Source organism: Gordonia sp. IEGM753, from assembly GCF_050321825.1.
Taxonomy (GTDB): Bacteria; Pseudomonadota; Gammaproteobacteria; order Pseudomonadales; family Pseudomonadaceae; genus Aquipseudomonas.
Genome location: NZ_JBNQGB010000001.1, coordinates 1,399,849 through 1,418,558, shown reverse-complemented (window position 1 = coordinate 1,418,558; position 18,710 = coordinate 1,399,849). Strand labels below are relative to the sequence as shown.

Genomic DNA, 18,710 nt, shown 5'->3' with positions numbered 1-18,710 from the left:
CACACAGCTACGCCGCACGCAGAAGAGATCGGCGAGCTTTAGGCAAAGGAGTTTCAAGACCCTGATCATGTGATCAGTGCCGGTTTACCTGATGAATTGAATCAAGGCGCCCTGAGGCGCCCTGGATCAGGAGTGCGCTGCTGTCCTTGAGGTTTTATGGACAGGCAGGCGATGGACGACGGCTCTCGGAGGCTGGATCGCAAAAGAGCTTTTGTGCACAGCGCCGTCTTTCATGACCAGCGCGATTTTTTCAGGGTCTTGCAGCACCTTGATATCTGCAAGCGGGTTGCCGGTGACCAACATCAAGTCAGCCAGAAATCCCTCTTTAATCTGGCCCAGTTCACCGCCCTGCATCATGATCTGACCACCGTAACGAGTCGCCGCGATCAGGGCTTCCATGTTGGTCATGCCCAGATAGGTGGTGAAGTACTCGAGGTCCATGGCGTTGGTGCCGTGAGGCATCCAGGCAAACCCATAGTCACCGCCGGGCAAGACCCGAATACCCCGCTTGTGCATTTTTTGCAGGGTTTCGCAGGCCGCTTCCAGCTCGCGCTTGTAACCCATTTTTTCCGCAATCGCCGGGGTAATACCGTAGTCAGAGGCGTGGTAGGTGGTACGGATCAACCAGGCCAGACCAGGCGCGACGAAGTGCTTTTCCTTGTTGGCTTCGAGCATATCCAAGGCCTCTTCGTCCGCGAAGCTGGCGTGGTAGATCATGTCGATGCCGTAACGCACACACTGCTTGACCGATTCCGCCGAGCGCGCATGCGCAGCGACGCGTTTACCGAAACGCTTGGCCTCGGACACCAGCATGGCGATTTCTTCCTCGGCGAACGGCGAAGTCTCCGCCGCAATACCGGCAATGTACTCGCCAGAGAGGTTGATTTTCAGGTGGTCGACGCCGTACTTGATGAACGTCCGCACGGTTTTGCGGATCTCTTCAGGGCCACAGCACAACGCGCCGAAGTTGAGCTCGGGAAATGGCAGGTGCGGCAGCGTATTGTCCCCCAGCGCCCCGATGGTCGAAACTTCCTGGCTACCCGCAAGGTAGCGTGGGCCTGGAAATTGACCCGAGTTGATGGCGTTACGCAGCACAACATCAAGACGCGCCTTCGCGGCTGCAGCACCGATGCAAGAGGTCCATCCCATGTCCAGATAGCGCTTGGCGACGCTGACGCACCAAAGGATATGCTCTTCGGGTGGCATCATCTGGATGGCGGCAAGTGAAGGCTGGTCATTCCATGAAAAATGGGTGTGCGCTTCGGTCATACCGGGCATCAAAAATGCGCCCTTTCCATCGATGGTTTGCGCATCGAGGTCGTGAAGCTTGGCATTGCCCCGGACAATCCGCTTGATGCGATTGTCCTCAACCAGCAGGCTGCCTTTGTAAGGCTTGTCACCGCTTGCGTCGAAAATGGTGACATTCGTGAATGCAATCTTATTGTTATGCATCTGAATTCTCCGAAATCTTTTGTCAGGGTTACACAGCGCCGAAACGGTTGGGCAGCTGTAGTGACTCTCCTGTTTAAATCATGGTGGTCGGACTCAGGCGAAGTCCGACCGCCACGACGATCACGCGATTGACTGATAGAACTGCTTGAGCTCGGCCATGCATTGCTCTGGCTTTTCAAACGTGGTCCAGTGTCCACACGCCTCGAACGTCACCATGCGGCCGTTGGCCAGACGACCCGTAAAGGCTTCGACAGCCGCCACGGGTGCGACCCCATCCTGGTCTCCGGTCACCAACAGCACCGGCGCAGTGATGTTCTCGATGGCGGCGGGCTGGGCTTTCGACAAAGCCTCACAACTCTGACTGTAGCCCTCGGCAGGTTGACGCATGATGCATTCGCGCACCAAAGCGACAACCGCAGGTTGGCTGTCTTTGGTTTGCCGGGCTGTGGCGCCTTTTACGATCGCGTCGGCAATTTCCTGCATTGCCTCGACACCGCCGCTGCGAGCTAGATCGGCCCGCGCCTTGATACCGGCGCGACCGGCATCAGGGGGCGCAAGCAGCGGACCAAACAACGCCAGGCTGTTGATCCTTTGGGGATGTCGTGCAGCAAAATGTGCCGCGACGATTGTGCCCATCGAGTGCGCGACAACATGAACCTTGTCGACGCCCAACGCCTCCAGAACTTGCTCAACCGTCTGCACATAAAGCTCGATTGAGAGAGCAGTACTGCCCAATGCGGAGCGTCCACTGCCAGGAAGGTCGAAGCGGATAACCTTGAAGCCTTCAAAGGCTGGCAAAACGGAGGTCCAGGTGTTGGAAGAGCCACCCAAGCCATGAATACACAACAGTGGGCTGCCCTCCCCTGAAACCTCGACGGCAATGCCATTCAGGATCTGGGTAGTCACTCTGCCACCTCATTCTCCAGAGCGCCGATACCGGCGATTTCGATACGTACGACATCACCCGACTGCAGAAAGCGTGGCGGAGTGAAGCCGATGCCCACGCCCATTGGAGTACCGGTCACGATCACGTCACCCGGCTTGAGTTCGATGCCTGCCGAAATGGTTTCGATCAGATGAGGGATGTCGAAGATCAGTTGACCGATATTGGAGTTCTGACGCAGCTCGCCATTGACCCAGCATTGAATGGTTGCATCAGTGACATTGACTTCGTCAACGGTGGAAATCCATGGGCCCATCGGTGCAAAGCCATCAAGGGACTTGCCCAGGAACCATTGACGGTGGTTTTTCTGCAGGTCACGGGCGGTCATGTCGTTGACGATGGTGTAGCCAAATACGTGAGCGTAGGCGTCGGCTTTAGAGATGCCACGCCCACCTTTACCGATGATCACGGCAAACTCGGCTTCATAGTCGAGTTGGTCGGTCACATCAGCGTGACGAGGGATTTTGTCATTGGTGGCAATGACGGTGTCTGGGGTCTTGGTGAAGACGACCGGGAATTCAGGTGCGATCTCGCCTTCTTTAGCGCTGTGGTCAAAACCCGACTTGCTGAACTCTGCAGCGTGTTCGTGATAGTTCTTACCCACGCAGAACAGATTGCGACGCGGCAGCAGCGGCGCCTTAAGCGTCACATCTTCCAGCGATTGACCCTCACCGCTCGGTACCAGATCAGACTTCAGCTGATCCCACTGTAGTACCAATTGGTTCATGTCACCCGCGAAGCCGGAGATCAGCTCGGAAACAGGCCAGAAGCGTTCGGTTTCGCTATTCACGAGTACAACAGACAGTTCGCCGGCGGCGTTTTCAATGGTTGCGAGTTTCATTGTTATTGGTCCTCTTACGGTCTATGTTTGGTTCAACTGGAACAAAATATAGGACCACACAAGAACCAATGCAACCATTTTTTTGCAGCATTAGACCAATTGGTATACCTTTCTCTCTAATACCCCCTTACCCCTCCATACAGAAAGGCTTTCAGTGTGAGTGAAGCAGTGGCTCAAAAGTCCGTTCGTGCCGATGGCGCACGGAGCTTGGCCAAATACCTGGTCGAAGAGATCGAGAGCGGCCGACTGGCGGCAGGACAAAAATTACCTGCTGAAAGAGAACTGAGTGAATCCTTTCAAGCGTCCAGGGGTTCTGTCAGGCGCGTGCTGTCCAATCTCAAGGAAATGGGGCTGATCACTCAAACTGTAGGCAGCGGCACCTTTGTTTCCGAGAATGTGCGCTTGGTGGCGCCCGTCAGTGAGCACCGTATTTCGGCCGTGCAGACTAGCCCCGCAGAGTTGATGGAAGCGCGTCTTCTGATCGAAACCCAGATGCCCAGCCTGATCGTTCGGTATGCCACGGCAACGGACTTCGAGAAGATGGACGAGTGCATCATCCGTTCGGAAGCCGCCACCACCATTGAGGAGTTCGAGCATTGGGATGGCGCCCTTCACCAGGCTTTTGCTGAAGCCACTCACAATAGCCTCTTCCTGAAAATCCTTGAGCTCACCACGCAAATCCGCGAAGAAGGTGAATGGGGTCGCCTGAAGAAAAATTCGTTGACCCCCGAACGGCGCAGTCAGTACGAAGAGCAGCATCGGGCAATTGTCGATGCCCTGCGCGACCGCGACGAGAAGCTCTCACGCGATCTGATCGAAGCTCACCTGTTACAGGTCCAGCGCAACCTGTTCGGTCGCAACTAGAACCTTTCGGTAAGGCACACCCAGTGGTTCGGGGCTTGTTTGGTGAAATCGACGTCACTGCACCGGTTGGCGATAGATCAGGCACTATCTTGGTGGGCGCCAGCACCATGAGTACGCCTGGGTTCAAACCCCGATATTTTGTTAGCCGGCGGCCAGGTCTCGATGGTCCTGCTCGCCTCGTTTCCAGTAACCGGCCGCCTGCACCCGGCCCAGTTCAAAGCCACGATCACGCAGTAGCTGAGTGCGAATACTTCGAATCACTGACGCTTCGGCGGCGATCCACGCATCGCCCTCCGTCGTCGGAAGCGGACTGTAGCGCAGGACTTCACTGAGGGTTTCGGGTTCCTGCGTTGCGCAACCATTTCGGTAGATCCAGCGCACCCGAACGTTAGGCCGGATCGCTAGCAACTGCCTCTCGGTCTCATCCGAGACCTCGACGAACACGTGAACATCCAGATCAACTGGCAACTGACGAATAATGGCGGCAATCGCTGGCAAGCCCGTTTCATCCGCGGCCATCAGTAACCAAGATCCAGGCGTTACCCCTTTAAAACCGCCCCTCGGCCCCGCGAGCTGTAATTCATTGCCCGCCTCTGCCGTCAATGCCCAATCTGACATGGGGCCGCCTTCGTGCAAGGCGATATCAAAAGTGAGCTCTTTTTTGACAGCGTCAAACGTATGAATCGTGAAGGCACGCCCTACTGGCTGCGCGGTTCCATCGGGCAGGAAGATTTTCACCCATTGCGCTGGCAGGTCAGTGTCGAACGACTTGAGCGAGTGCCCACCCAGAACGATCCGCCGTACTTGCGCAGTAGGCTTGTGCACCGAGATGACCTTTACCTTACGAATCGTTTTGTCGTCCTGGAACTGCAAAACCTGCGACGCGGCACCCGGCACGATTCTTCCTGTTTGCAACGGCGAGCGAGTCCTCATCTTGATCTGCGCCTTTCTCAGCGCTGCCCCGCAACTGTCCACCAGATTCCTGAACACGGGCGTCAAGTCACAAGCGACTGGGTCCGCGTTGTAGCCGGACTTGCGTGAGGCGCGGCCCAAAACGGCTAGTAAATTAAGCTCGTCGCGCGAAACATAAGGAGATAAAGGACCCAACAAATAAAAGTCAGGATCTGCCGTGACAATGGTAGCCACAAGGTCAGCAAACACGAATGCCTGGGCCGAGTTCAGGCCCATTTCTTCAAGAAAAAAACCGGCCTGAGCTGGCCAGCTGCCCTCCCAATTCAACGCCCTGAGCGCCTTAAGCAAACGCAGTTCAATGGGCGAGCACTGGTTGATGGAAAAGATCATTCTGGCCATGTTCATACCCACAATAAGCCGAGGCGCTTTGCCACGGAGAGTTCGCAGCTCTCGCTGCTTAAGCGTTGATTACAAATACCGGCCCACGGCTTCACAGACTTGCTGACCGAATCTGAGCCTGCGGGACCCTATCAATAATCCATGCTGACTGGGATGATCCTAACATCCCATGTTTAGCTCGACAATGAGATATATTCTTAAACAGTCAGCCGGACTTTGAATTTCATGCGCCTCTACTTGAAAGGAAAGACCCTTGATCAACTGAGAATAAATCTCATCGACCAACACAAAGATGGGATGTTAGGATCTATGCATTACCGGTTTTACGAGGCCTGTCAGCCTCGGGAGATATCATGGGTTTTTACTTGCACGACGTGTCTGAATTTCCTTTTGTGGCGCTGCGCTCCGATCACTGCCTGCCTGGCTATGCTGAACAATGGGGCAAAGAAATGGATGCCCTGCTCGATAGCAACCGCCTGTTCGTGGTTGCATTCGAGCCAGGGACACTTAACGAAACGGACGAAGATTTTCGCACTCGAGGCATCTGGTTCAAGAAACACCGCCATCTGCTGCCTGGGCGGTGTGCAGCCATGATTGCAATTGTGCCCTCTGCTGAGGAGCGCGCGGCGAACGCGGATGACATGGCCAAGCGATCACGCGGATTTAATGTTCTGTACACAGCGATGGCTTCATTCGAGGCAGCCGAACAGGTAACCGCAGAACTGATTTCAGATATCAAGTCCTGGGTTTCCTGAGTCTGGCCTCCCGCGCTACCGTCGGCGATACGGTAGCTCTCGGCGGCTTCGAGCAGACGAACGCCAACTGAAGGGTCGCTGTCCGAAACGCTGATGGTGCAATTACTAACCCAGAACCTGAGTTGCTCAACAGGCGAAACTCCCTTTTCGCCATGTTGAGAGAGGGTTGCTGCGTCTGGCGTAGCAACCCTTCGCGCGTTCGTCAGAAATCGACAGTGGCCGACAGTTGCAAGGTCCGCGGATAGCCCGGGGAGAATGCACCGTAGGAAGCAACGCCCGACCAGTACTCACGATCAAACACGTTCTGCACAGTGGCCCGGAACGTCGTCGGCCGGCCTTCGATCTTGGTGGCATAACGCGCACCGGCGTCGAATCGGGTCCAGGAATCCAGCTCTTGGGTATTGGCCTGATTAACGTATTGGCTGTCGGTATAAATAGCACCACCAGTTAGGGTGAAGCCTTCAAGCCAGGGTGTATCCCATTCGGCCCAAAGGTTGGCTTGCACGTCTGGCACACCCACCGGTTTATTGCCGCGGTTGGCCGCCGTGGCCGAGTCGGTCAGTTTGCCGTCAAGCACCGTCACGCCGCCCATCAAGCGCGTGCCCGGCGCCACTTCGCCAAACATGCTCAACTCGATACCGCGGTTGCGTTGTTCGGCCTGCACCGAAAACACGTTGCCCACGCCAACTTCACCACTCGGTTTCTCGATCTGGAACAACGCCAGCGTGGTCATGAACGTACCGTGTTCATATTTGACGCCGAGTTCATGTTGCTTCGATTCGTAGGGGGCGAACGTCTCACCGGCGTTGGCCGCCGTGCCCGGTGCGATGTCTCCTTTGCTCAAGCCTTCAACATAGTTGTAGTAGAGCGAGACATCTTCCCAGGGCTTGACCACCACGCCGACCAGTGGCGTCGTGGCACTGTCGTTGTATTTCGAGCTGACCGAACCTGCGGCGTTGTAGTTGCGTGATTCGATGTCCTGACGACGTACACCGAGGGTCAACTGAAAGCGGTCATCGAGCATGGACAAGGTGTCAGTCAACGCAACGCCGGACAGATCCGATTCGGATATGCGCAATACCTTCGGCGAGTTGATGTATTGCTTGGGCGCATCAATCGGGTGGTAAATGTTCGAACGGATTTCGGTACCGTTGTTGATCCCTCGGGACAGTTCATCCTGGTACCGCGTCGCCATCAGCGTGGTCGTGTGAGTAATCGGACCTGTAGCGAAAACACCGCGGACGCCGACATCGGCCGTCGAGCGATCGACGTTGAATTTGTAGTAACCCGGAATGTTGGAGGTATCACCGGCCTCGTTGAGGATTCTCGGTACCTGGTCGGACATCCGCTTGACGTCCGATTTGCCGCCACCGGCATGGGCAAATACCGTAAGCGTGTCGCTCAGGTCATATTCGCCACCGAGCAACGCCGACTGCTCTTTGGTGTCTGACCATCCCCACTTCTGTGGCAGGCTGGTGCGGCCATTCGGCGCGGAAGGCACATCGACGCCCGGGGCGATGGTGAAGGGTCTTGAGGCGCCCTCATAGCTTTCTTTCTGACTGATGTAGTCCAGATTCAAGCGCAAGCGCTCGCCACGATAATCGAGCGCAATGGCGCCGATTCCAACGTCCCGGTGTTGATCGTCAACGGCGGTATCGCCGCCTTGCAGATTGCCATTGAAGCGCACGCCGAACTGATTTTCCGAGCCGAAGCGTCGGCTGAGGTCCAGATGACCGCCCACTTGCGAATCCGAGGCGTAGCTGGTGGTCACCCGGGTCAGGTCTTCGTCCAACGGACGCTTGGGAACGATGTTGATCACACCGCCGACGCCGCTGTTCGGCGAGATGCCGTACATCAGCGCGCCCGGCCCCTTGAGGACTTCCACGCGCTCGGCGTACTCGGTGAACACCCGGTAATTGGGCGCGACGCCGTACACCCCATCGAACGCCAACTCCCCCAGGTTGCCTTCACCGACAGGAAAGCCACGAATGAAAAACGAGTCGACAATGCCGCCCGTCTGACCGGTGGAGCGTACCGAAGGGTCACGCTCCAGTGCATCGGCCACGGTCACAGTTTGCAGATCGGCCAGGGTCTTGGCGGTGTAGCTGGTGACACTGAACGGGGTGTCCATTACATCCTTGTTGCCCATCATGCCCAACCGGGCACCCCGCGCGACCTGGCCACCGGCGAGCACCCCGGGCAATGCAGTCGGGCCGTTGTAATGGGCGTTGACATTGGTTGTGTCGAGCGTCAGCGCCTGAGGGCTGTCGTCGGTTGGCATCGCTGGCGCAATGTTCGAACTCTGGTCGGTGGCAAGCTCTTGTTGCTCGGGGCTCGCGGCCCAGGTGTTGGCGCTTCCTGCGACCAAAACAAAATTGAGCATGGCGGTGCGAATGGCGAGCGTTAACAAGCGCTCACCGCAAGGACGACTGACAACAGGCATGACGTGTAGATCCTTCTCGACAAAAGAAAATGGTAATCACTCCTATTGCCAGTCGATCTGCGAAAAAGTATCACCCTCCGTAAAGTTTTTTTGATGTGGCCAGGTTTGGGTCAGGCATACAGGCGTTCCAGCGGGACAGAAACCCGCGGCAACGCGGGGTCAAACGCGTGCCGGGTGGTTTTGTAGGGAAAGATCTCGCCACGGGCGATCGTGGTGAAAATCCACGCCACTTCGAACGCCTGCCCGGTCTGCCAATGCCGCACGCACACCCGCGGATCGGTGTAATCGAGCTGGATGCACGGCACGCGTTTCAAGCCCAACTGCAACGCCGCGTTGAAGCGGTGATTGCCGTCCATCACGATGCCCAGCGAGCGCTCGACGATGATCGGCTCCAGCCAATGCCCGGCACGGATAATCGACTCGCGCAACATCGCCACGTTGGCCGGGTCGACCTGCTCCGATTGCAGCACTTCGCACAACGGCCGCAACGCAATCTGATACCCATGCTTCATGGTTATTCTCCTGATTCGCCGGGCACTCAGCAGGCATCGGCACGGGCAACCGGCGCGTATTGGCTGGCCACATCGAGCAGGCGTTGCGCGTGTTCAATCAGCGGTAAGTCGACCATTTCGCCATCCACTTGCACCGCATGACTGCCCGTGGCGACGGCCCTCATCACCCTGTCGGCCCACGCCAGTTGGCGCGAATCCGGCAGGAAAGCGCGCTGCACCGAAACCAGTTGCGAGGGGTGGATACACAACTTGGCGCCGAACCCCAGCGAGCGAGCGTAATGCGAGTCGCTGGTGACCACCGCCAGATCGCTGATCGCCGGCGTGACGCCGTCGATTGGTGCAGGCAGATCCGCCGAGCGCGACGCCAGCACGATGCGGCTGCGGGCTAAGAGAAACGCCTCCGGCGTCTGGCTGCAGTTGATATCGAGCGAGAAATCCAGCGAGCCGAACGCCAGCCGCGCCAGGCCCGGAATTGCCGCGATCGACTCGACCTGTTGCAGCCCCTTGGCGGTCTCGATAATCGCCACGATCTTCAGCTGGGGTTGCCATTCGAGCAAGCGCTCGACCACTCGCGCCAACGCTTCGGGGCCTTCGGCCTTGGGCAGAAAAATTCCGTCACAACGTTCGGGAAAGCGCATGTCGCCGAGCCATTTCAGGTCTTGGTGAAACAGCGAGCTGCTGACGCTGTTCAGGCGGATGTAACGCTCGCAGGAAACCTGCGGTGTGCTCTCCTGCCAGGCCCAGATGGCGGCACGAGCCGCTGCTTTGCTGTCTGGGTGAACGGCGTCCTCAAGGTCGAGAATGATTGCGTTCGCCCCCGCTTCAACGGCTTTGGAAAACCGCTCGGGGCGATTACCCGGCACGAACAGGTAGCTGATCGAGAGTGGGATTTTGCTACGGAGTGGTTCGGGTTTCATGGCGTTACTCCTTGACGTGAATCAGTCGTGTTTTCTAAAAAAATCCAGGCCTGGTAACGGCGATTTTCAACGCCTTGCCAGCACTATTCGCATTCGCCTTAACGCCTTATTGATCAAGGTTTTAAGGGATTTATTTATGTACGGATGAACGGGTACTTGAGCGTGTAAATACACGTTCATGTGGTGGCCCTGCGCGGGTCTTCATTTAAAAATATTTCAAAACCTTACTTGATAATCGTTCGCGTTAGCAATATGGTTCACGCCGCGAACAGAAACTTTCCTTGTTTCAAAGCACACGCTCAGTGTCACGGGAAGCACACGCCAGTGATATCACTTAAACATCAGGTACTGGCCACTTACATGCAGCCGTTTTCAAATGAGTGGCCAGTTAGAACGTCCGTACACACCGATGGGAGGGAGTTCTCATGCAATTGTTTTTCGTGACATTTATGAAGACTCGCGTGAGCGGATCAACTTCGGATTTCGCTTGGCACCCGCCTCCGGCACGCTTGAAAACTCGGCGCTGACGAGTAAAAAAGACCAACTTAATCGTTAACAACTCGTTATCGATCCAACAAGGGTGACGTTATTTTCGACGCCAAGGGTTAACTATGCTTACAACAAATGCGCCACCTGTTGAAAAGCGATTAGAAGTTTATCAACCGCACATGCTGACACCCCTGATCGACCCGGTTATTTCAACGCTGATTAATAACTTCCCGGGCACGCTGATGGACTTGGTTAAACAGCATGGTTCGCCGCTAAACCTTGTTTGGCCCCATGCGTTTAAATCAAACACGCAGGCACTGCAGGCAGTATTTAATCGATGCAAAGTGCCTCACGCGATCTTCTACGGCGCCAAGGCAAATAAGTCCCAGAGCATGCTTAGCGCTGCGGCAGATTCGGCAATCGGCGTCGATGTGTCGAGTATTCATGAGCTGGAAGCCGCGCTGCGGGCAGGTACGCCGGCGGCAAAAATATGCGCCACGGGACCGGCAAAAACGGCCGCGTTTCATCAGGCACTCGTCAACGCAGGGTCACTGATAAGCGTGGACTCGCTGGAGGAGTTCGATCACCTGAAGACGTTGATCCAAGCGCAGCCAGTCGCCGTAAACGCAAGGGTTCTACTGCGCTACAGACCCAAAAGCTGCTCAACAAGCCGCTTTGGAATGGGTGCGCAAGACCTGCTCGAATGCCTGATTCGATTAACGCAACAGACTGGTTTTTTTCACTTCGAAGGTTTCCATTTCCACCTCGGTGGTTATGGATACGAGTCGCGGGTAAAAGCCTTTCGAGAGGTGACTGCCTTTGTCGACGCCGCTCGGGAAATGGGATTGAATCCCGGCCTGATCGATATAGGCGGCGGATTGCCGATTCGTTATGTCGAGACTGAATCTTATCGTCAGTTTATGCAGAACGATAATAAACCCAGCCACTATTACAACCAACGAGTGCCGGACGCTTATTATCCTTATGGTGGCGAACTAACCGCAACGCAATGGCTGATCCTGTTACTCGACGCTGAACAATCACCCGGCCGCTCGATTGCCAGTTATTTGCGAGAGCAACATATCACCCTGGCACTGGAACCCGGGCGCTGCCTGGTGGACCAGGCAGCCATTTCCATATTCCGGATAACCCGCACAAAAAAGCTGAACGACAATAAGACCGTCCTGTTTGTAGAAGGCAGTAGTTTCAGCGCCTGCGAAACATGGTTTGCATCTGAATACCTTGTTGATCCGATCCTTATCGGCACACACGAACTCCCGAACACCCCGAGCCAGGCGTACATCGCCGGCCATAGTTGCCTGGACGATGACGTGATCACTCATCGGCTGATCAACTTTGCGACAACCCCTCAATCCGGCGACTTGTTGGTCTACGTCAATACCGCCGGCTATCAGATGGATTTGCTGGAGAACGAATTTCATCGCCATCCCCTGCCCCGGCGGTTGATGGCCACCTGTTGTACGGAAGGTAACTATGCGTTTTCACCTGACTACTAAAGGGAACAATCAAGATGATATTAAATAAAGTTTCAGACCTTATTGGTAATACTCCGATGTTGGGCATTGATGTTCCGGACACCCATGCTCGCTTATTGCTCAAGATTGAAAAGAACAACCCCGGTGGCAGTATCAAAGATCGCATGGCGCGCAACATGGTGCTTGCCGCGCTCAAGTCCGGTCGCCTGAAACCCGGTGGCGTGGTGATCGAATCGTCCTCCGGCAACACCGGGATCGGCCTGGCCATGACCGCCGTCGAATTCGGACTGCATTTCATTGCTGTGGTCGATCATCACGCCGCGCAAGACAAGATCGCGGTGATGAAAGCGCTCGGCGCCGACATTCGGTTCGTGAAAGGCACCTATCGCGAAGACGAAGTCGCGGTCGTTGAACGCCAACGACTCGCAGCTGAACTGGCCAGCGAAATTCCAGGTGCCGTGTTCATGAATCAGTCCGATAACGCGGCCAATGCTGGCGGCTACAGCGAGTTCGTTCGCGAAACCATTGCCCAGGCCGAAGGAGTTATCGGCGCCTATGTCGGTTGTGTCGGCACCGGCGGATCGATGACCGGCATCGCCCGCGGCTTGAAACTGCATAACCCCGACACCGTAACCGTTGCGGTCGAACCGGCCGGTTCCATCGTCTTCGGCCATCCCGGCTATCCCTACTATCAATCGGGCACCGGCACCCCGGCGGGTGACACCGTGGGGTTGGTGCTCGACTACAGCTGCATCGATCTGGGCGTGCAGGTCTCCGATTCCCAGGCTTTCGAAACCGCCCGCTACATCGCCCGCAACCACGCGCTGCTGGTGGGTGGTTCGACCGGCGGTGCGATTTTCAAGGCTTTGGAGCTGATTCACAAAGGCGTGCTGACCGGCAACGTGGTGGTGCCCATCGCCGACGGCGGCGAGAAATACCTGCACACCGTGTTTGACGATAAATGGCTGCAGGAGCGTGATCTGCTCGACCCGAGCGTCGCACCACAACTCGATGCCTGGCTGGGTAAGAGCCAATGGCTGGAATCCGCTTCCGCGCCGCTGCAATTGAGCGTCGCTTGACCCGCCCACGACACAGGAACGCTTCTCGATGAATCTGTTGAAAGTCGCCATTTGTGGTGGAGGCAGGACCGGCCATCTCAACGCCATCCTGTTCAAGCAACTGCCCAATGTTCAGGTTTCGATGCTCACCAGCAATCTGGACATCATCCAGCAGCACGCTCGCAAAACCCCCATGCAGGCGTTGTTGCCCGATGGTTCGACGCTGGAGGCTCGGCTGGATCGGGCAGCGACCGATGCCTGTACTGCCGTTGAAGATGCCGACATCGTCATCATCACCGTGCCCGCCCATGCCCGTGCGCAAACGCTGCAAGCCATCGCGCCACATCTAAGCAGGAGCAAACCGGTGTATATCGGCGCGATCCCCGGATTTTGCGGTTTTGACTGGCTGGCCGAAGCCACCCTGCCCGATCGTCCGAACCTGGTGATCTGGGGCATGAAGGATGTGCCACATACCGCGTTCGAGCTGATTGCGGGGCGCTCGATCAAAATGGGTGGCGGCAAGAGCCAGTTGTATGTGGCGACCCACGCCCGCGAGACGCAAGCCTCCCGTCTGCAGCTTCAGCAATGGCTGTCCCGGTTGTACGGCCCGTGCGTGACGATGCTCGACAACTACCTGGAAATCACCCTGACCCCGGGCAATCCGATCATGCACAGCTCGGTGATCTACGGGTTGATCGGCCCCTACGGCCAGTGGCATCGCAAGATCTTCCCGCAACGCATGTGCTGGTGGACCGAGTGCCCGGAACTTGGCGCCTACTACCTCGAGCGAATGGATCAGGAAAGCCAGGACCTGTGCACAGTCATCAGCCAGCGCATGGGCATCGACCTGTCCTCGGTCAAATCACTGAAACAGGAAATCGTCGAGGCCTACGGCGACCAGATTCGCGACCAGAGCAGCATGCTGTCGATTCTGCGTACCAATCAGGCCTACAACAACATTCTTGCGCCGATGGTGCCGGCCGCCGACAACCGCGCCGGTTACGTGATTGAGCGCGAGAGCCGTGCCTTCAACGAAGACGTCGCCTATGGCCTGGTGCTGCTGGTGGAAATGGCCAAGCGCCTCGACCTCAAGGTGCCCTACATCGAAGAAGTCTTGCAGTGGAGCATTGCCTACATGCAAGGCCTGCGCGACTCGGCACTCGATTACTTCCCAAGCCAATGGCCTCGCACGGCAAGCGCCGCCGCTTGATCTCTTTATTCAATTTTCGACGAGCAGACCGCTGATATGGATGACCTCAAGACACTGATCGCCTACTCCCGTAAAAACGCCATGCGGCGCTTGGTCCGCTGCCTTTTCGCGGAAAACATCCTCGACCGTTCGGCCCTGAGCTTTTCCATCGACAAAAATCAGGCCACTTACCCGCTCAAGGGTGGTCGCGCCCACCTGTTTTTCTCCGACATTGCCAAAGGCCCCGCCGACACCGTGGTGAATGACGGTGAGGTGATACTGGTGACCGACGAAGGCTTGCGCCAAGTCATCACCAGCCATCAGGACATGCTGGATGTGCTGCGCGACAGCTTCGATTTCGAGCCCACTGACGCAGGCGTCGCCGGGATCAAGTCCGACATCGAAAACAGCCTGACCAACGACGCCCACGCCCGTCAGCATCGCCAACAATGGAACGCCCGGCTGCAACAAGCCGCCAAGGACCAGGGGCTCAACAGCTTCACCGATTACCTGCGCCAGCACGCCAAGACCAAGGACGCCGCCATCCTGCTCGACCAATGGGGTTCGCTGGAAGGCCATCCGTATTACCCGACATGGAAGTCCCGCCCGGGACTGAGCGATACCGAAGTCGAGCAACTGTCGCCCGAGTTCAACGCTCAAGTACCGCTGCGCATCGCCGCGTTGCGCGCCGACAACGCAAAGAGCGAAAGCATGCCCCACGTCACCAGTTACCACGATTGGTTCGCCAGCAACTTCCCGGCGCAGTGGGAACAATGGAAGGCCTCGCTTAACGACAAAGGGCTGGACGAAACCCAGTGGCTGCCGCTGCCGATTCACGCGTGGCATTTGCAGGCCTACGTGCTGAAGACGTTCGCGGCGGAAATCGAAGAAGGCATTCTGATCACCGATGGCCCGGACCTTGCGACGCTGCCCACCATGTCGTACCGCACGATGATGCCGGTGCTGGACGAATGCGCGCCGCTGATCAAATTGCCGATTGCGGTGTGGATGACCAGCGAGCTGCGCAGCCTGCAGGCCAAGTCGATTCACATGGGGCCGCGCATCAGCACGGTGATCAGCAAGATCTTGCGCGCCGAGAACGGCTTCGACCGGCGCCTGGAGATCTTCCCTGAAGAAATCGGCGTGCGGTACAAAAACGCTGTCACTCAGGACGATCATCCGGGCCGTCATTTGTCCGTGGTCTATCGCGCCAGTCGGCCAGCGTTCGAACGCAGTGACGATTGCTTGCCGATTACCGTGGCGTCGCTGTTCACTCGTTTACCAGGCAGTGGTCGCCCATTGTTCACCGACCTGATCGAACGCGATGGCATTCGGGCCAATGCTGGGCAGGTTGAAACCTGGTTCCGCGCATACGCCAAAGTGGTCACCCACCCGGTGGTGGCGATTTATCTGCTCTATGGCATCGGCCTTGAAGCGCATCAGCAAAACACCATGGTGCTGTTTTCCCCCGACGGCAAAGCACGTAGTCTGCTGATCCGCGATTTCGGCGATGGCCGCACGTACGCGCCGTTGCTGGAAGAGCGTGGCTACAGCCTGCAACCTCATGTGCAGCCAGGCATTCTGCCGACGGTATTCTCGGGGGATATCGAGCCGGTCCGCATGTTTGTACTCGACGCAGCGTTCCTCACCCATCTGCATGAAATCGCCCTGTGGCTGACCAAGGAATACGGATTGAACAACACACGGTTGTGGGAAGTTTTGCGCGAAGAGACCAACCTCGCGTTCGAGACCGTGCGCGATCGTGTCGCGCCGGCGCTATGGGAAACCGAACATAAGGCGTTTGTCGAAGATCCATGGCCCACCCGTTCGTTGTTGCGCATGCACTTGATGCAGTACTCCAACTATCGTTTGCAGCACACCCTGACCAATCCGCTCGCCAGCGCTTAACCGAGGCCGACTCATGTCCCATGCAGGTGTCATCCAGGGTTCAAGAGTAAAAATCCTGATTTATCTTCTATTTGCGATCCAGTTGGTGTCCATGGGCGCGATGGAAATGAGCGGGCCGTTCTGGCCCGTCCACCTGCGTGGGCTGGCGTCCTCCGAGTCGGTTTTCAGCTTCGCCAGCATTGCCGTATACGTCGGCCCCATGCTGGGCATTATTCTGACCAGTGCATTCTGGGGCCGCATCGGTGATCGCTATGGCCACAAGTTGATGATGATCCGCGCCCTCGCCGGATTGTCATTGACCCAACTCGGGCTGGCCCTGTTCAGCGATATCTGGGTCATTCTGATCCTGCGTTTCCTGCAAGGCGCGTTCGCCGGGTACATCGCCCCGGCCCAGGCTTATGGCGTCAGCATAGAGGCCCCGTCACGGCGGGCGCGGCTGTTCGCCATCCTGCAAATTTCGACCAACGTTGGTTCGTTGCTAGGCGCGGTGCTCGGTGGATTGATCCTCGATTACGCGACGTTTTTCTGGATCAACATCACCGCTGCGGTGTTGTGCGCGGTGTGTACGGTGATTGCCGCCGTCACCTTGCCGGACGTACCGCCGGTGAAGAAAGCCCCGATTGCGGACAAGGCAACCCCCGCACGTGGCTCAGGCAGTCTCTGGCAAGGCTCGCCGTTGCTGTCGTTGCTTGGCGTGATGGGCATTTTGCTGCTCGCGCGCATGCTGCCACAGACCTCCTTCTCGCTGTATGTCAGCTCGGTGTTCGAGGTCAGCAACTCGGTGGTCGGCCTGTGCTATGGCTTGCTGGCGTTGGGTTTCATTCTTTCGGCCACGGCCTGGTCGCGCTACTTCGAACACCGTAGCCAACAGGAAACCCTGCAGCGTATTACCTACGTCGTCATCGGATGCATCGCGCTGACCGCGGTGGCGGGTATCACGCGCAATCCCGTGGTGTTTGTCGTCGTCTACTTCATCTGGGGTGTATTGCTGGGGGCTACGACCCCGGTGCTGATGGCGCTGATCTCGAAAACCGCTGACAGCTCGCAACAGGGCCATGTGCTGGGGATCGCCCAGGGCACCGCGCAATTCGCATCGATTGCCGGCATCTCGGCCGGTGGTTTGCTCAGCCAGGTTTATGGCTTGCAATACACCTACCTGTTCGTTTGCCTGGCCTATGTCGTCACGCTGATCCCGATTATCGCGCTGCGTTACTGGCCTGCAGCGATGCAGCCGAGTGCTGCCCCACCCGGCGATTGATCAAGGAGCCTTTGCTTTGAACATTGAACAACTGCGCGCTGACACACCTGCCGTCGCGCAACTGATCCACTTCAATAATGCTGGCGCGGCGCTCATGCCCACACCAGTGATCGAGACCATGACCCGCCACCTTCAGCTCGAAGCGAGCCTTGGCGGATATGAAGCGGCCGCAGAGCAGTCCACCGAACTGGACAATGTGTATGGCGCCATCGGTCGCCTTATCAATGCCAGGCCTGATGAAATCGCAGTGATCGAAAACGCGACTCGCGCCTGGGACATGGCCTTCTATTCATTGCCACTGCGAGCCGGCGATGTGGTGCTCACCTCAACCACCGAATACGCGGGCAACTACATTCCTTACCTGCAACTGAAGCAGCAGCGCGGCATTGAAATCCGCGTCATCCCCAACGATGAATACGGCCAGGTCTGTTTACCGACGCTGAAAGACATGCTCGATGATGATCGCGTCGCGCTGATCTCCTTGCCTGTGATCGCCACCAACGGCGGACCGGTGCAGCCCATTGAGCAAATCGGCGCCCTCGCCCGCGCGGCCGGCGTGCTGTTTCTGCTTGATGCCTGCCAGGGTGTCGGGCAAATGCCGATTGATGTACAGAAAATCGGTTGCCATATGCTCGCCGCCACCAGCCGCAAATATTTGCGCGGGCCTCGCGGGATGGGTTTTTTGTATGTCGAAAGATCTCTGTGCCAGAACCTGGAACCGGCGTTTCTTGACCTGCATGCCGCCTCCCTACTGACATCCGACACGTTTAAAATCCGCGCCGATGCGCGCCGTTTCGAGAACTGGGAGTGCAACGTCGCCGCCAAACTGGGCCTGGGTGCCGCCGTGGAGTATGCGCTGGCCCAAGGCATCGAACCGATGTGGCTGCGAATTCAACGATTGGCGGGTGACTTGCGTCAGAGACTGACGGACATTCCGGGGGTCACGCTGCGAGACTTGGGCACACTCAACTCAGGCATCGTGACCTTCACCCATCGAGGCAGCACCGCCGCGCAGGTTCAACAGTGGCTGGCCGACCAGGATAAACGCATCAACGTCAGCACCTCGACGTACCGTTCGACCCTGCTTGATATGCAAAACAGGGACTTGCTGGAGGTCAGCCGCGCCTCGCTCCACGCGTACAACACCGAAGCCGAAATCGACACGATGATTGCAGCGCTGAGCCGGCTCCCGAACGCCTGAAAGGGATTCGAATCGGCGCTTGCGTCGCAGTCGGTTTGTAAACTAGCATTGGGAATACTTCTCAATTGCATGA

Annotated in this window: 15 protein-coding genes; 8 read left to right on the top strand and 7 right to left on the bottom strand. The window is 57.2% G+C overall.

The window, feature by feature from the left end:
• Positions 1-126: 126 nt before the first annotated feature.
• From ACQR3R_RS06525 to ACQR3R_RS06515, 3 genes are all read right to left on the bottom strand, one after another.
• Positions 127-1,452 carry an amidohydrolase family protein gene (locus tag ACQR3R_RS06525; protein WP_428271198.1) on the bottom strand — a complete coding sequence of 442 codons (1,326 nt, stop codon included), beginning with the start codon at positions 1,450-1,452 and terminating at the stop codon, positions 127-129.
• Positions 1,453-1,572: 120 nt separating this feature from the next.
• Positions 1,573-2,358 (bottom strand): alpha/beta fold hydrolase, encoded by a 786-nt coding sequence (locus ACQR3R_RS06520; RefSeq protein WP_428271197.1) that lies wholly within the window; start codon positions 2,356-2,358, stop codon positions 1,573-1,575.
• The gene (locus ACQR3R_RS06515; protein ID WP_428271196.1) at positions 2,355-3,236 is read right to left on the bottom strand and encodes a fumarylacetoacetate hydrolase family protein; all 882 of its coding nucleotides are present in this window, start codon (positions 3,234-3,236) and stop codon (positions 2,355-2,357) included. The genes ACQR3R_RS06520 and ACQR3R_RS06515 overlap by 4 nt, the downstream gene beginning before the upstream one ends.
• Positions 3,237-3,443: 207 nt before the next feature.
• On the opposite strand from ACQR3R_RS06515, the gene ACQR3R_RS06510 reads away from it, so the two are divergent.
• Entirely contained in the window at positions 3,444-4,100 is a 657-nt protein-coding gene (locus ACQR3R_RS06510; protein ID WP_428271195.1) for an FCD domain-containing protein, read from the top strand.
• 141 nt (positions 4,101-4,241) lie between these two features.
• Here the strand turns inward: ACQR3R_RS06510 and ACQR3R_RS06505 are convergent, their stop codons facing one another.
• The gene (locus ACQR3R_RS06505; protein ID WP_428271194.1) at positions 4,242-5,411 is read right to left on the bottom strand and encodes an SIP domain-containing protein; all 1,170 of its coding nucleotides are present in this window, start codon (positions 5,409-5,411) and stop codon (positions 4,242-4,244) included.
• A gap of 353 nt (positions 5,412-5,764) precedes the next feature.
• Here ACQR3R_RS06505 and ACQR3R_RS06500 point away from each other — a divergent pair, with 353 nt between their 5' ends.
• Entirely contained in the window at positions 5,765-6,166 is a 402-nt protein-coding gene (locus ACQR3R_RS06500; protein ID WP_428271193.1) for a hypothetical protein, read from the top strand.
• 202 nt (positions 6,167-6,368) lie between these two features.
• On the opposite strand, the gene ACQR3R_RS06495 is transcribed toward ACQR3R_RS06500, so the two are convergent.
• From ACQR3R_RS06495 to ACQR3R_RS06485, 3 genes are all read right to left on the bottom strand, one after another.
• A complete protein-coding gene (locus ACQR3R_RS06495) occupies positions 6,369-8,609 on the bottom strand; it encodes a TonB-dependent siderophore receptor (protein ID WP_428271192.1) in 2,241 nt (746 codons plus the stop codon).
• A gap of 110 nt (positions 8,610-8,719) precedes the next feature.
• Entirely contained in the window at positions 8,720-9,121 is a 402-nt protein-coding gene (locus ACQR3R_RS06490) for a ParB N-terminal domain-containing protein (RefSeq protein ID WP_428271191.1), read from the bottom strand.
• Positions 9,122-9,147: 26 nt separating this feature from the next.
• Complete coding sequence (locus tag ACQR3R_RS06485; protein ID WP_428271190.1) at positions 9,148-10,038, bottom strand: aldolase/citrate lyase family protein; 891 nt, start codon at positions 10,036-10,038, stop codon at positions 9,148-9,150.
• Positions 10,039-10,649: 611 nt separating this feature from the next.
• Between ACQR3R_RS06485 and ACQR3R_RS06480 the strand changes: the two genes are divergently transcribed.
• From ACQR3R_RS06480 to ACQR3R_RS06455, 6 genes are read left to right on the top strand one after another with little or no spacing between them, the layout of a single operon-like run.
• Complete coding sequence (locus tag ACQR3R_RS06480) at positions 10,650-12,044, top strand: hypothetical protein (protein ID WP_428271189.1); 1,395 nt, start codon at positions 10,650-10,652, stop codon at positions 12,042-12,044.
• Between the two features lie 14 nt (positions 12,045-12,058).
• The gene (locus tag ACQR3R_RS06475; RefSeq protein WP_428271188.1) at positions 12,059-13,102 is read left to right on the top strand and encodes a pyridoxal-phosphate dependent enzyme; all 1,044 of its coding nucleotides are present in this window, start codon (positions 12,059-12,061) and stop codon (positions 13,100-13,102) included.
• A gap of 28 nt (positions 13,103-13,130) precedes the next feature.
• Entirely contained in the window at positions 13,131-14,291 is a 1,161-nt protein-coding gene (locus ACQR3R_RS06470; protein WP_428271187.1) for an NAD/NADP octopine/nopaline dehydrogenase family protein, read from the top strand.
• Between the two features lie 36 nt (positions 14,292-14,327).
• Entirely contained in the window at positions 14,328-16,178 is a 1,851-nt protein-coding gene (locus ACQR3R_RS06465) for an IucA/IucC family protein (RefSeq protein ID WP_428271186.1), read from the top strand.
• 13 nt (positions 16,179-16,191) lie between these two features.
• Complete coding sequence (locus tag ACQR3R_RS06460; protein ID WP_428271185.1) at positions 16,192-17,436, top strand: MFS transporter; 1,245 nt, start codon at positions 16,192-16,194, stop codon at positions 17,434-17,436.
• Positions 17,437-17,452: 16 nt separating this feature from the next.
• Complete coding sequence (locus ACQR3R_RS06455; protein WP_428271184.1) at positions 17,453-18,637, top strand: aminotransferase class V-fold PLP-dependent enzyme; 1,185 nt, start codon at positions 17,453-17,455, stop codon at positions 18,635-18,637.
• Positions 18,638-18,710 lie beyond the last annotated feature (73 nt).

Excerpts from the sequence above, each read along its gene's own strand:
- ACQR3R_RS06470 (WP_428271187.1), top strand. The coding sequence starts at position 13,131 with ATGAATCTGTTGAAAGTCGCCATTTGTGGTGGAGGCAGGACCGGCCAT.
- ACQR3R_RS06505 (WP_428271194.1), bottom strand. The coding sequence starts at position 5,411 with ATGGCCAGAATGATCTTTTCCATCAACCAGTGCTCGCCCATTGAACTG.
- ACQR3R_RS06515 (WP_428271196.1), bottom strand. The coding sequence starts at position 3,236 with ATGAAACTCGCAACCATTGAAAACGCCGCCGGCGAACTGTCTGTTGTA.
- ACQR3R_RS06490 (WP_428271191.1), bottom strand. The coding sequence starts at position 9,121 with ATGAAGCATGGGTATCAGATTGCGTTGCGGCCGTTGTGCGAAGTGCTG.
- ACQR3R_RS06475 (WP_428271188.1), top strand. The coding sequence starts at position 12,059 with ATGATATTAAATAAAGTTTCAGACCTTATTGGTAATACTCCGATGTTG.
- ACQR3R_RS06525 (WP_428271198.1), bottom strand. The coding sequence starts at position 1,452 with ATGCATAACAATAAGATTGCATTCACGAATGTCACCATTTTCGACGCA.
- ACQR3R_RS06495 (WP_428271192.1), bottom strand. The coding sequence starts at position 8,609 with ATGCCTGTTGTCAGTCGTCCTTGCGGTGAGCGCTTGTTAACGCTCGCC.
- ACQR3R_RS06480 (WP_428271189.1), top strand. The coding sequence starts at position 10,650 with ATGCTTACAACAAATGCGCCACCTGTTGAAAAGCGATTAGAAGTTTAT.
- ACQR3R_RS06460 (WP_428271185.1), top strand. The coding sequence starts at position 16,192 with ATGTCCCATGCAGGTGTCATCCAGGGTTCAAGAGTAAAAATCCTGATT.
- ACQR3R_RS06465 (WP_428271186.1), top strand. The coding sequence starts at position 14,328 with ATGGATGACCTCAAGACACTGATCGCCTACTCCCGTAAAAACGCCATG.
- ACQR3R_RS06485 (WP_428271190.1), bottom strand. The coding sequence starts at position 10,038 with ATGAAACCCGAACCACTCCGTAGCAAAATCCCACTCTCGATCAGCTAC.
- ACQR3R_RS06500 (WP_428271193.1), top strand. The coding sequence starts at position 5,765 with ATGGGTTTTTACTTGCACGACGTGTCTGAATTTCCTTTTGTGGCGCTG.